Raw genomic sequence first — 14,170 nt, 5'->3', positions numbered from 1 at the left:
ATTTCTTCTACTTTACTGTCATGGCCGACAGCGCATTTTCCATTTCAAATTGTACTTGTTCATGATTCTCTTTTTCCAGGGCTTTAGAGAGCGCTTCTCTCGCAGCATCTGTTCCTATCTTCCCTAATGACCAGGCAGCAGTACCACGAATAACCGGCCGCGGATCGTTTTCCATAACAGCTATTAAATCAGTTTCCGCGGATGCTTCTTTATAATGGCCCAACGCTAAAATAACATTACGCTGAATCGGCTTTTTCCCTCTCCAAAAGCCGGACATATGCCCGAACTTTTCTTTAAACTCCCGATTTGATAAATGAAGCATTGGTTTAAGTCTTGGTTTAACCAATTCTGGCTCTGGCTCTAATTCCTGGTGGAAATGAGAATCTTTATCCCGGTTCCAGGGACATACCTGCTGACACGTATCACATCCGTATAAACGATTTCCTATCTTATTACGGAATTCCTCCGGCAGAAAATCCTTTGTCTGGGTTAAAAACGCAATACAGCGCTGCGCATTCAATTGTCCTCCTTGTACAATAGCACCTGTAGGACAGGCATCTAAACAAATTGTACAATCACCACAGCCGTCCTCTACCGGCGAGTCAGGGATAAACGGAATATTAGTCAGCATTTCTCCCAGATAAACAAACGAGCCATATTCCTTGGTAATAATGGAGGTATTTTTTCCGCTGAAGCCAATGCCGGCTCGTTCAGCTACAGCCCGGTCGCTTAATTCCCCAGTATCTACCATTGACTTGATAACAGCATCCGGCACTTTATCTTTTATATACTCTCCCAGCTTATCCAGCCGTTCCCGCAAGGCAACATGGTAGTCAATCCCCCATGAAGCACGGGCAAAAATGCCGCGTCTGTCTCCTTTTGTCCCTCTCGGTGTTGTTTCCATTCTCGAAGGATAGGCGACGGCAATGGAGATGATAGACTTCGCTTCCGGCAGTAACCGCCTGGGCTCCGTTCTTTCCTCAATACTCCCTTTTTCAAAACCAGATTGGTATTTTAGTTCTTGCTGACGTCTTAACCGTTCTTTCATTTCTGTAAAAATATCAGCCGTTGCAAAACCAATTTTATCGATACCGATTGTTTTCGCGTAGGCCTGGATATCCTTTTTCAGCTCTTCTACTTTCACCATACCGCCTCCCTTCTATTATTTCTTATCCTGATGAACTCGCTTTAAACATCCGGACCGGGATTTCAGTTATGCATCCATGAAAAATCTTGCTCTTCGCATCCGGTTCAATACCGCAGCAATTTCATTTTTCCTTGGTCTGGCTAAATCTCCTGGATGTTTCCCGTTGCTTTTCGTCAAAGTTTCCAATCCTTGATCCATTTTTTTATCAATCTGATCGATCAATGTTGCAAACGAAGAAAAATGCTTCTTTTCATTCCGGTAAAGATATTGGATAATCTCTGCAATCATTCTTGTTTGCGAAGCATCTACCAGCTGTTCCGTATAAGCAAAAGAAATGGGTTCTTTTCCAAATAGAATTTGAAATTGGCCTTTAGCCTGGATTTTAAACCTTTTATCTGTCTGCTTCGGAAATGTAGAAGCAGACAGATGCCGCTTTTCTACGTTCTTGAAATTCGTCTGCTCTACCTTACTATCGGCAATAGGATCTTCTTTTATAATTTCCTGTGCTCTTTGTGTGACATTCTTTGGCTTATATTCCTCCATAAGAATAACCGTATCTGCCACGGCAAAATATTCTCCTGAGCCGCCAGTTACTAAAATAACTGATTTATCTGCTTCATCGACTAATTGTCTGATACGATGTATAAACGGGGTGATTGGTTCATTTTTATGATCAATCAGTTTTTGCATGCGGCTGTCGCGAATCATAAAATTGGTTGCGCTGGTATCCTCGTCAATCAGCAGGGTGTCTGCTCCAATCTCTAAAGCTTCCATCACGTTTGCCGCCTGAGAAGTACTTCCGCTTGCATTACTTGTTGAAAAAGCAGTTGTATCTTTTCCATGCGGAAGGTTAGAAATAAATGGAGAAATATTCACCGATGAGATTTCCCTTCCATCTTCTGCCCGAATTTTGACAGCACTCGGGTCTGTACAGATAAATTCCCGGCCATCTCCCTCGCAATGAGGATAAACGCCGCGTTCGATCGCTTGAAGCAGTGTACTCTTCCCGTGATAACCGCCTCCGGTAATCAAGGTGACTCCCTGCTTGACCGCCATTCCTGTTATTGTTTTGCCATGAGGAAGCTTTAATTCTACCTCATCCTCCTGCGGACTTTGAAAAGCAACCGCACCTTTGGCAGGCAGATTACTTACGCCGCTTTTTCTTGGCAATACAGAGCCATTGGCAATAAAGCTCACCCAATTATTTTCTTTCATTGCTTGCCATATGGCCTCTTGCTGATCAGCTAATTGAACCGCCTGCTGAATCGTTTTATCCTGAATATGAAAAACAGAATGCTCGATGATAGATGGAATTACCTCATCGAATAACTTGATTGCTTCCTTTCCATTAATGGATCGTCCATTAGCCGGCAGACCTGCAGACAGACAAACCGTTAATCCCTGCTCGGAAATACGTACTGCTGTCCGCTCTAATATCTCCTGGCCCGGTCCATCAAAAGCAATCATGCCGCTTTTGCCAGAACCTTTAATAAATGTTTTATTTTGATACACTGCTTTATCAATCACTCTCGCAAACGCATCCTCTACTGCTGTCTGTCGAGATTTTGTTTCCAGCCACTCAGCAGCTATATGCCGTTCCTTCTCTGGAATCCCGATTCTTATTTTAGAAGGGCTGGCAAATGGGTCTCCTTGAACATAGTCGATATAAAGTGTATACCTCGGATACGTGTAGCTTCCCGCAATTTGTTTATATGCTTTGTAGCTTTTTCGGTCAATTTGTAATAAATTATTTTCAAGACGCTTCATCCTGGCTCCTCCATTCTGCTTTATTCTTTATAAACAGGGTACTATACTTAAAGTGCAAGTTCAAAAAGTCCGGTAAATAGGACCAAGAAGTTCAAGGCGACGAGCTATTTCCAAACGGACTTCCACAGGATGTGGTGACTTCTGTGTTGTCCACAGGACGTGGACGGTTTTAACAGAAGTTCCTCTTTGTTTTATAATACGTGAGTAACGGTTTTGGTGGGGCGAGTAATCGCAGTCCCATTGGAAATAGCTTGTCAACGCACTTCCGCAGGATGCGGTGGCTTCTGCGCTGCCCACACGACGTGGGCGTTCTTAGTAGAAGATCCTTTTCCCGACGTGTCATTTTTATTGGATTTTTTGAACTTCCTCTTATAGGTGAGGAAACAAATATTTTACAAAATAAAAACGCAACACTTCGTAGACTAAGTACGAAACACTGCGTTATCACATATGTATGGAGCGGGTGAAGGGAATCGAACCCTCATCATCAGCTTGGAAGGCTGAGGTTTTACCACTAAACTACACCCGCATGATTTATAGTTGTTTTCAACGACAAAATTTATTATAGCAACGTATTCGATAAAAATCAACAATAAATTTAATTTTTTTCATGAAAACTTAACCGAAAATTAATATTTAATGAAAATATACCTAAGAATAATTTATAATACCAGTGCATATACTTCTATAATGCCCAAATGTTTCTCGTATAATCTGTTTACATTCGTCTGGTCGCGTAATAAACTATTATTATGCTTCACGGAGAGGAGAATTTTAAAATGTCAGTATATTCAACTATTCTTACCCAATCGGAATTTGTAGATAAGGATAGTCTCAGCTACCCATTTGAAGAAAGAGGATTACAGTTTGGCGATGGCGTTTATGAAGTGATTCGGATTTATAAAGGAGAGTATTATCTCCTGAAAGAACATGTGGATCGCCTGTACCGTTCTGCCGAAGCCATCAAAATCAAGATCCCTTATCATAAAGAAAAGATGACAGACCTATTACATCAATTAATGGAAAAAAATAATATGAAAAATGATGGAAAGGTGTATATGCAAATCACACGCGGCTCAGCTCCCCGGGATCATGCCTTTCCATATGAAGTCACACCTAATATCTATGCTTACCTTCAGGATCTGCCCAGAAATGAAAAGATTCTGGAGAACGGGGTAAAGACCATCTCACAGCGTGATGTCCGATGGGAAAACTGTTATATCAAAAGCTTAAATCTGCTGCCAAACGTTTTAGCAAAGCAGACAGCAAAAGAAAATAATTGCTATGAAGCCATTCTGCATCGAGATGGCGTGGTAACAGAATGCAGCTCTTCCAATATCTATCTCGTAAAAGACGGAAAAGTATACACGCATCCAGCTACTAATAATATTTTACATGGATGTGTACGAATGGCAGTGGAGCGCTTTTTAAAAGCTGAAAATATTCCGCTGATTGAAGAGGCTTTCCAAATTGAAGATATCCAGCATGCAGATGAAATGTTTTTATCCAGCAGTACATCAGAGGTACTGCCTGTTATTCAGCTCGACAATGTAGTTGTCGGAAATGGTGAACCCGGAAAAATTACCCGTACCCTGCAAAGAGCGTATGAACAGGATGCTAAAATTACTGATAAGTTAATTAAAAATGTGTAATGAAAACTGTCGCCTTGACCATGGGCGGCAGTTTTATTATCCTGATATAAATATCCGGAAACCCTGCTAATGACAGCCTTACATCACATCGACTAGTTAATCATATTACTCTTCCCACTGCGTTCATTTAAATAATGGATTCCTTTTTTAATCGAATATAATTTGCGGTGATATTAAGTTATTTCTTTTATTATCAAGACTCCAACCGTAAAAAATAAGAAGATAAACATATTAGTCATGTATAATATCCTTCTCTTCTTTACTTTTTTCCACAATCACGCCCGATTTCTTAATATTCCAGATGGGAGGTATCATTAAATTTATTCACTACATTCTGCTGAAAACTATTTTGGCTTAAAACAGTTACACCACCTGCTGATGAAGAAAAGTATGCATTAACAATCATCTCTGGTTCAAATTTCAACCACCAGGCTAGTATGTACCCTAATGTTCCTCCGTGTGAAACAATTAAAATGCTTTTCTCATTTTCTAATTCACATATCCTATCCATACAATTGGAAACCCGACTATAAAATTCTCGCCAGGTTTCACCGCTTTGAAATTCCCGATAATCTAGATCAAATTCACTTTTTGCTCTGGGATTTCTATTTGCTCTTGTCCAATCCTTTGTTTTCCCTGCAGCAACACCACTGTTTATTTCACGTAATCCTTTTTCCTGAATAACGTCTAATTTTAATTCTGCTCCAACTATATCTGCTGTTTGGAACGCCCTTAATAGATCAGATGAATACAAGACACAGGCATTTTTCTCCACAAATTCTTTTAATTTTTCTCCAATTTTTTTCGCTTGACCCTTTCCTGCTTCAGTTAAAGGAGTATCTGTCCAACCACCCGACATATTATTTAGATGATGTTCCGAATGACAATGTTGTATCAAGATAATATTGCTCATTTTGTCCTCCCCGCTTTTATTTTAATTAAATTATACTTAATTCCCAATCTGAGCAGTTTGTTTAATATTGATTTCCCTTATTAACAACAATATCTTTTTATTAAAATCGAAATTCTTGTAAAAGGTATTTAACTACTCTTCCTTTTAGAGATAATTAGTATAGTATTTAACTAACATCCGTCATTTCAGTTCAAATGTTATCTTTTTCATACATCCTCTTTTGAGGATAAAGATAGACTTCCTATGTACCCATCGTCATAACTTCCAAATTAGTTTTATCCTATTCCTGTATATGTATATCTATGACAAGATCGCAACCGAACACGCTCATTTTTTATAGTCTTTAAAATATAAGCAAAATGCTAAAATCACCGACAATTCATTTCCCGATTATTTGATATAAAAGAAAGACTATAACAATCGTTATTACTAGGCTGACTGCTATAATTTTCAAGAAGGATTTCCGTTTTATTTTACTAGGTTGTTCTACTTTCATTGCTTCTTTTTCCACTTGATAAGAAAGCATCTTCGACGGCACCGTATCTGATGCCGTTATTCCAAACAGCTGTCTGTGCTCTGCTATTTCAAACATACGCTCATCTGTTACTGCTCCAAACGCACGTCTGTCCAGTTCCTTCAGCAATTTTGCTCTATCCTTCCGCTTGATTAAGCTTAATAAAAAATTTACTTTTATAATATGAGGAATCTCGTCTATTTGTAAACGCTTGGCTAATAGCTTTCCTGCAACTAAACGTTTTCGAAATGCTTTATATTCTTCTTTATCCGCTAAATAAATTTCTATCGAACTGGTAAATTGATGTTTATATATTTGATACCTTTTAATATCCTGCCATTGAATAAAAATCGCACGTTTTAATGGATGTTTGATAATAAACATATCCTTTGTCAGCGTGAGATACGGTTTTAAATCAACAAGCATTTTAATCGCAAGAAGTGTGGAACCCCCAAAAATCAAGGGAAGGATAGTAAAAATATAACCATCTACCGTATTCCCTTCCTTAAAAGAATAGATACATACCGCCATTCCCAGTATAAAATAAGTAAGAGAGAGAATAAGAGCTAAAAAACTCTTCCCTTTTGATACGTATAAATAAACTTCCTGTGTACCCAACATCATAACCTCCGAATCAATTTCGTATCACTCTATTGATTCTTTATTTTACCATATTTTACTTGATATACATTTAAAAAATATACAAATAAGCTCTATAGCTAATCCCACCTGTACAGTTAATCCTCATTGATTCGCATTCCGAAATAGTTTAAACTAAAATCATATAGAATGAAATTCATTTAAAAATTGAGGAGGAATTACATGTCTGCATCAACAGAAAAAAGACCCGTTACCACAACCGATTTTCAGAATATTAAGGTTCTTAGTGAACCGGAGTTTATTTCAAAAAATAAATATAGTTATGTCATCACCTCTGTGAATGAAGATAAAGACTATGAATCACAGATTTATGTACATAACTTGAAAGATGATTCTCACAAGCAATGGACTACAGACAATCATCGGAATCATACGTTCCGCGTTTCTCCGAATAAGGATAAATCCTTCTTCCTTTCCAGCCGCAGCGGAGCTTCACAGATTTGGCTAATAGCTGTTGACGGCGGGGAAGCAAAACAGATTACTACTTTTCCAAACGGCGTCTCCTCCCCTGTCTGGGCAAACGACGGAAAGTCGATTATATTCTGCTCCTTTCTGGAAAAAGATGATGATATTGCTTCCTTAAAAGAGTTAAGCAACGAAGAAAAAAAGGCAAAACAAAAGGAAGCACAAACAAAACCGCTTATTGTCGACCGTTTAAAGTACAAGTCGGATGCCAGAGGATTCCATGACCAATCCACTGTACAAATCATCCAATATGATATAAACGCAGACAAATTTTATCAGCTTACAACCCAAGAGGCAGATCATCATTTGGTTGACCTTGCACCGAACGGCGAACATCTTGTCTTTGCAGCTAATTTTGAAGAAGATGCGGATGCTTCCCTGGTTTCTGATTTATATTTACTGGAGCTGCAGTCAAAGGAAATAACTAAATTAACAGACAGTAAAGGCAGCTACCACGACGCCAAATTCTCCAGAGACAGTAAAAAAATTATTGCTTGCGGGCATGAGTTTGAATATGCAGGCGCAACGCTCACTAAGCTGTTTCTATACGATGTAGAAAGCAAAGAAAGAAAATTGCTTTCTGGAGATTGGAGCATCCAGCCAGGTGATACAATGGTCGCGGACATGCGTCTTGGCAGCTCGGAAACTGGTCCTGTCTGGTCACATGACAATGCATCCATTTATTTTCTTGGATCAGATGCTGGAGCTGTCAATCTATATGAAACAGATTTAGAAGGAAATTTAAAAACACGTTACAGCGATGATAATCACGTATTCGGCTTTTCTTATCATCCAGAGACAGACAGCTTTATTTTAGGAATCAGCAAACCAAAAGATCCTTGTAATTTTTATAAGCTGGATGCAGATAATACCTTAAAGCAGCTGACAGATGTAAATAAAGCCTTTATTCATGAAGCAGCTTTAAGTGAACCAGAAGAAATCTCCTATACATCAAGCGATGGCTTAGAAATTCAAGGCTGGCTGCTTCGCCCTTACGGCTTTCAGGAGGGAAAGAAATATCCATTTGTTCTGGAGGTTCACGGCGGTCCGCATGCCATGTACGGTCAAACCTTCTTCCATGAACTCCAGCTTCTTGCAGCGAAAGGATATGTTGTCCTTTATACCAATCCGCGCGGCAGCCATGGGTATGGACAGGAATTTGTTAACGGGGTGCGGGAGAACTATGGCAAAGGAGATTATCGCGATCTGATGGAGGCGGTCGATTATTGCTTAGAACAGTATTCCTTCATTGATGAAAACCGTTTGGGTATGACCGGCGGAAGCTACGGCGGGTTTATGACGAACTGGATTGTCGGTCATACGAACCGTTTCAAAGCAGCAGTGACACAACGATCCATTTCCAATTGGTTAAGCTTTTATGGAGTCAGTGATATCGGCTTCTTCTTTACCAAGTGGGAGCACGGCGTGAATTTATTAGAGGATCCAACCGGACTGTGGGATATATCTCCGTTGAAATATGCAGAAAACGTGGAGACACCGCTTCTTATCCTGCATGGTGAAAAAGATTATCGCTGTCCAATCGAACAGGGAGAACAATTGTTTATCACATTAAAGCATTTAAATAAAGAAGTGGAATTCGTCCGTTTCCCGGATGCTAATCATGAATTAAGCCGAAGCGGCAATCCATCTCTGCGTACAGCCCGGCTGGAAAATATCTGTCGCTGGTTTAATAAATATTTGTAAAACGAAGCTTCACTCAACGGAAGTTTTGCAGATGGCTTCTCAGCAATAAGCATAATGTCTATTAAAAAATAGAGGCGACAATTTCTGTCAGCCTCTATTTTTAATTATCCTATGATGATACACTGCCAACTTTTGGCGCGTGATAACCCTCCTGCGTTCGCAATGTCTGTAAATACGTCTGTAAGGATTGAATATCTTCATTCTTCAAGTGCTGGTATTGCCATACGAGCTTTGCCGTTTCCAGACTGGTGAAATACGGAATATTCAGCTGTGTACAAAGCTCTCTCAATTGAAAACCAAATCGTTCTTTATCTCTGCCGACGCTTGGCACATTAATCACATAGGCAGGCGGATCTTGTAAAAACAGCTTTTTGAGGTTAGCTATTTCACGGTTTACCGCAGTAGAAGGAATCTGGTTTTTCTCCAGGTAAGTACTCGTTCCCTGTGTAGCGATTATTTCTGTATTTCCGGCAATTTCCTGAATAAACGGGATGCTTTCTTCCTTATGGTGATCACTGATCGATACAAACCATTTTTTTGTATCATGCAGCTTGTGCTGGGAAGGAAACACCGCCTTACGAATTGCTTTTTCCAGCGTTATATCCATCCCGATAGCTTCCCCGGTTGATTTCATTTCCGGACCTAAAATATGGTCAACACCTTTTAATTTATTCTTAGAAAAGACAGGTGCTTTCACCGTGTAATATTCCGGCTCCTGGTAAGAAGAGAATTCTTTCATAAAATCCTGCAGAGACTCCCCTAATTGTGCATTGACAGCTAAAGCCACCAGCGGAATCCCTGTTACCTTGCTGACAACCGGAACCGTACGGGAAGATCTAGGGTTTACTTCCAGAACATATACTTCATCTTGGTAAAGAACAAACTGGATATTCATCATCCCGATAATCGGAAGCTCTCTGGCAATCTTTTTAGAGATTTGATAGATTTGCGCTTTTTGCTGATCCGTTAATGTGATAGCCGGGAATACGCTCGTACTGTCTCCTGAATGCACCCCTGCTTTTTCAATATGTTCAAAGATCCCTGGGATAATCACATTTTCTCCATCGCTCACGACATCGACTTCACATTCTAATCCAGGCATATAGGAATCCATTAATAACGGCCAGCATTGATCGTAGGTATCTACCTGTACTCTTTGTACATTGCTGAGTAATTCTTCTTTATTGTAACAGACAAACATCGACTGACCGCCAATCACATAAGATGGACGAATCAGAACAGGATATCCGAGCTGATGGGCTGCTTCCTTCGCTTCATCCACACTATGGACAATTTCGCCATGAATGTGAGCAATATCTAATTGCTCTAAGAAGGTATAAAATCGCTCTCTGTCTTCCATTTTATCCATATTTTCAGGCGCTGTTCCTAAAACAGAGACACCGGCTTCTTTTAACTGATTCATAAGGTTAATAGCTGTCTGTCCGCCAAATTGGACGAGGACGTCTTGAATATTCTCTTTTTCCATGACATTTAATACATCCTCCAGAGCCAATGGTTCAAAATAAAGGCGATCAGCTACTGTATAGTCCGTACTCACCGTTTCCGGGTTATTATTGATCATAATTGCCTCATACCCGGCTTTTTGCAGTGCCTGCACAGCATGCACAGAGCAATAGTCGAATTCAACCCCCTGCCCGATACGGATAGGACCAGAGCCGATAACCAGCGCTTTTTTCTTATCCGATACGGTCTGCACTTGATTGGATCCTGACCAGGTTGAATAAAAATAGGTAGAATGTTTCCCCGACGTTCCCGGGCACGTATCAACAAAACGATAATTAGGCGACAACTCATGATTTTTATAAAATTCACGCAGTACAGCCGGTTCAATATGGAGAAGTTTTGCTAATTGGACATCACTGATATTATACTGTTTTGCCTGCAAGATTTTCTCTTCTGTTATATTCTCCCAGCCGGTTGCTGCCAATTCCTTTTCCAATTGGATGATAGCTGCTATTTTTTCCAGAAAATAAGGCTGGATCAGTGTCCGCTTTGCAATCTCATCTACAGAGAATTGGCGCCATAAGGCTTCACCGATAGCGAAAAGACGTAAATCATTCGGCTCTTCAAGCAATGCTGTCAATGCGTCATCTGACTTTTCTGCAAAGGCTGTCCAGCGGAAGGATTGAATATTCATTTCCAGAGAGCGGACCGCTTTATTTAATGCGCCTTCGAAGGTTTTATCTAAGGACATGACTTCTCCTGTTGCTTTCATTTGTGTTCCAAGCGTACGATCTGCTTCGGAAAATTTATCAAATGGAAAACGCGGGATTTTTACAACGGTATAATCCAAATCCGGTGTAAAATGAAGATAGGTCGCTCCGCTGACGGGATCAACTAATTCATCCAAATGATAGCCGACTGCACATTTTGCTGCCACTCTGGCAATCGGATAGCCTGTTGCTTTCGAAGCCAGTGCAGAAGAACGGCTAACGCGGGGATTTACTTCGATAATACAATATTCATTTGTTTCCGGATGGAAGGCAAATTGAATGTTACAGCCGCCCACCACTTCCAGCGCACGAATTATTTTTATCGACGCGTCACGCAGGATTTTACTTTGTTCAGCAGTTAATGTCTGAGCAGGAGCGACTACAATGGAATCGCCGGTATGCACACCGACAGGATCGACATTCTCCATGTCACAAATAATTTGGCATGCGTCATTCTCATCGCGCATCACTTCATACTCCATCTCTTTCCAGCCTTTAATGCTGCGCTCAACAAGCACCTGCGTAATCGGACTTAGATGGAGCCCCTTTGCCAACAGCTCGCAAAATTCTTCCTTATTATTTGCAAATCCTCCGCCTTCTCCGCCAAGAGTATAAGCTGGACGGAGAATAACCGGATAGCCTATCTTCTCTGCAAACGCCAGGCCATCCTCTATATTTGTCACAATTTGTGATTCAGAAATGGGCTCCTTGATGGAAATCATTAAATCTCTGAATTTTTCTCTGTCCTCTCCCTTTTGTATGGAAGCAATGGAGGTCCCGAGCAGGGTTACATCGTGTTTCTTCAGAATCCCTTTCTCATGAAGCTCTAAGGATAGATTTAACCCTGTCTGCCCGCCTAAGGTTCCAATTAAACCATCCGGCTTTTCCTTTTCAATAATTTTTTCGACGACCTCTACTTCTAACGGTTCTAAATAGACTTGGTCGGCGATGGTTTCATCTGTCATAATGGTCGCAGGGTTGTTATTGATAAGCACAACCTCCAGCCCCTCTTCCTTTAAAGCAAGACAGGCTTGCGTCCCGGCATAATCAAACTCTGCCGCCTGCCCGATAACAATCGGCCCCGATCCTAAAACAAGTACTTTCTTCATCCCTTGATGTATTGGCATATCTTATTCTCCCTTCTCCTCTATGTCTGCTGCAATAGCCGTTATCACTCCGATAAAAGTGAATAACTCTTCTTTCTCTGTTGTTAATGGAGGCAAAATACGCACGACATGCTCTCCTGCTGTTAATACAAGAACCTGTTTTTCTCTTAATTTCTCCACCCAGACCCCTGCTTTATTTTCAACTTCCAGCCCGATAAGAAATCCTTTTCCTCTTACCCCTGTAATAAGTGAATTGGTTTCAGCTATCTTCATTAACCCTTCAACTAACAGGGTGCAGTTTTCCTGTAAATCTTGTAAAAATGCCGGGTCTGCAATTTTCTCTAATGTAGCCAGCCCAGCTGTTGCTGCCAGCGGATTTCCCCCAAAGGTGCTGCCATGGGTTCCTGGTGAAAAACTGTCCGCAGCTTTACTTTTTGCTAGTAATGCTCCAATCGGGAAACCAGAGCCTAATCCTTTAGCCAAGGTGATAGCATCCGGCTCAATATCGTACTGTTCATAGGCAAACAAAGTACCCGTCCTGCCGACCCCAGTCTGAATTTCATCGACCATAAACAGAATATCTGCCTGCTTACAATAGTCATACAGTGCTTTTATCCACTCTGCATCCGCCGGATGAACGCCGCCTTCTCCCTGGACCAGCTCCAGTAAGACGCCCGCTGTTTTATCGGTATCTATTTGCTCCAGCGCTTCCGGCTGATTAAACGGCAAATAAGTAAAACCAGGTGTTAATGGGGTAAAGCCTTTATGGATTTTAGGCTGTGCAGTTGCAGCCATCGTATAACCGGTTCTTCCGTGAAAGGAGTTTGAAAAAGTAACAATCTCTGTTCTTTCCGGCTTCTGTTGGTCCTTTGCATATTTTTTAGCCAATTTGATTGCTGCTTCATTTGCTTCAGCACCGCTGTTACAGAAGAAGGCCTGATCAAAGCAGCTTAACGAAACTAACTTTTCTGCCAATGCTTCCTGCTGGGGAATCTGATACAAATTAGAAACATGCCATAAGTTCTCTAATTGCTCGGATAACTTTCCCTGTACATAATCCGGCACATGGCCTAAACTACATGTTGCAATCCCGGATGTATAGTCCAGGTATTTCACACCCTGGTCATCCCATACATAGCTTCCTTTTCCTTTTACAATAGTAAGCGGCAAACGCTGATAATTTTTCATTAATGCTGATGTTGTCATTGTATTAGACATGCTCAAACTCCTTTTCACTTAAAATCGTCCCTACTTTTTCTCCGTCTAAATATTTCAAAATATCATTAGGTTCTAATCCATTTAAAATAACCGATTCCTCTACGCCGCCCTGCAAGCTTGCCAACGCCGAACGCACCTTGGGAATCATGCCGCCATAAATGACGCCGGAATCAATCAATGCTTCAACATCTTTTTTGGTTAAATGGTGGTGGATTACTTCTTTTTGGTCGATTGTTTCCATCACACCCGGAATATTACTGATCAGAACAAGTTTACAGCCTAATGCCTCTGCTACTGCACCAGCCGCTGTATCGCCGTTAATATTGAAACGGGTTTCTCCCTCGCCTGCTGCAATCGGGGAAATAACAGGAATACCGCCTGCATCCAGAATCATGTCAATCCAGGACGTTTCCACCTTGGTAACCTCTCCGACAAAACCAAGCTTCCCATTTTGAATTTGTTTTGCCTGCAGCAGGTTGCCGTCCACTCCGCTAAGACCAATTGCTTTTCCATTTTGATTTTGAAAGGAACTGACAATCCGTTTATTAATGGTTCCGCTCATTACCATTTGCGCAACTTCTAACACTTCTTCCGTAGTAACCCGAAGCCCATCGACAAATGTACTTTCAATATTCATCTGCTCCAGCGCCTGATTGATTTCCGGACCGCCGCCGTGAACAATAACAGGTTCACAAATCTTTTTTTCTTTCAGCTCGATTAACAGCTCATAAAAAGCCTTTGGCAGCTCCTGCAAAATACTTCCGCCTACTTTAAATACTACTTTTGTCAT

At 40.9% G+C, this 14,170-nt stretch carries 9 protein-coding genes and 1 tRNA gene; 2 read left to right on the top strand and 8 right to left on the bottom strand.

Annotated elements, in window-relative coordinates; all coding sequences use genetic code 11:
• Positions 1–7 precede the first annotated feature (7 nt).
• The 3 genes from queG to ACFO3P_RS20670 all read right to left on the bottom strand — a co-directional run bounded on the left by queG (position 8) and on the right by ACFO3P_RS20670 (position 3,443).
• On the bottom strand, positions 8–1,144 hold the full coding sequence (gene queG, locus ACFO3P_RS20680) for a tRNA epoxyqueuosine(34) reductase QueG (RefSeq protein ID WP_042533755.1): 1,137 nt from the start codon (positions 1,142–1,144) through the stop codon (positions 8–10).
• A gap of 69 nt (positions 1,145–1,213) precedes the next feature.
• The gene (locus ACFO3P_RS20675) at positions 1,214–2,914 is read right to left on the bottom strand and encodes an ABC-ATPase domain-containing protein (RefSeq protein ID WP_193062044.1); all 1,701 of its coding nucleotides are present in this window, start codon (positions 2,912–2,914) and stop codon (positions 1,214–1,216) included.
• A 455-nt stretch (positions 2,915–3,369) separates the two neighbouring features.
• Positions 3,370–3,443 (bottom strand) — tRNA-Gly (locus ACFO3P_RS20670).
• Between the two features lie 250 nt (positions 3,444–3,693).
• On the opposite strand from ACFO3P_RS20670, the gene dat reads away from it, so the two are divergent.
• Positions 3,694–4,566 (top strand): D-amino-acid transaminase, encoded by an 873-nt coding sequence (gene dat / locus ACFO3P_RS20665; RefSeq protein WP_042533752.1) that lies wholly within the window; start codon positions 3,694–3,696, stop codon positions 4,564–4,566.
• Positions 4,567–4,855: 289 nt separating this feature from the next.
• On the opposite strand, the gene ACFO3P_RS20660 is transcribed toward dat, so the two are convergent.
• Together ACFO3P_RS20660 and ACFO3P_RS20655 are read right to left on the bottom strand one after the other, a co-directional pair.
• A complete protein-coding gene (locus tag ACFO3P_RS20660) occupies positions 4,856–5,479 on the bottom strand; it encodes a histidine phosphatase family protein (RefSeq protein WP_193062043.1) in 624 nt (207 codons plus the stop codon).
• Between the two features lie 379 nt (positions 5,480–5,858).
• On the bottom strand, positions 5,859–6,614 hold the full coding sequence (locus ACFO3P_RS20655; protein ID WP_289584602.1) for an STM3941 family protein: 756 nt from the start codon (positions 6,612–6,614) through the stop codon (positions 5,859–5,861).
• Positions 6,615–6,815: 201 nt separating this feature from the next.
• Here ACFO3P_RS20655 and ACFO3P_RS20650 point away from each other — a divergent pair, with 201 nt between their 5' ends.
• Positions 6,816–8,822, top strand: a complete 2,007-nt coding sequence (locus tag ACFO3P_RS20650) for a S9 family peptidase (RefSeq protein WP_193062041.1) — start codon at positions 6,816–6,818, stop codon at positions 8,820–8,822.
• Positions 8,823–8,931: 109 nt separating this feature from the next.
• Here the strand turns inward: ACFO3P_RS20650 and carB are convergent, their stop codons facing one another.
• Genes carB through argB form a run of 3 tightly spaced genes read right to left on the bottom strand, consistent with a single transcriptional unit; the run spans position 8,932 to position 14,170 of the window.
• Complete coding sequence (carB, locus tag ACFO3P_RS20645) at positions 8,932–12,183, bottom strand: carbamoyl-phosphate synthase (glutamine-hydrolyzing) large subunit (protein ID WP_289584603.1); 3,252 nt, start codon at positions 12,181–12,183, stop codon at positions 8,932–8,934.
• 3 nt (positions 12,184–12,186) lie between these two features.
• Positions 12,187–13,380, bottom strand: a complete 1,194-nt coding sequence (locus ACFO3P_RS20640; RefSeq protein WP_256706211.1) for an aspartate aminotransferase family protein — start codon at positions 13,378–13,380, stop codon at positions 12,187–12,189.
• On the bottom strand, positions 13,373–14,170 hold the full coding sequence (argB, locus tag ACFO3P_RS20635; protein ID WP_256706210.1) for an acetylglutamate kinase: 798 nt from the start codon (positions 14,168–14,170) through the stop codon (positions 13,373–13,375). Before argB ends, ACFO3P_RS20640 begins: the two co-directional genes overlap by 8 nt.

This window comes from Oceanobacillus aidingensis, assembly GCF_042654105.1.
Lineage (GTDB): Bacteria > Bacillota > Bacilli > Bacillales > Amphibacillaceae > Oceanobacillus > Oceanobacillus oncorhynchi.
This window is presented reverse-complemented; position numbering and strand designations above follow the sequence as displayed.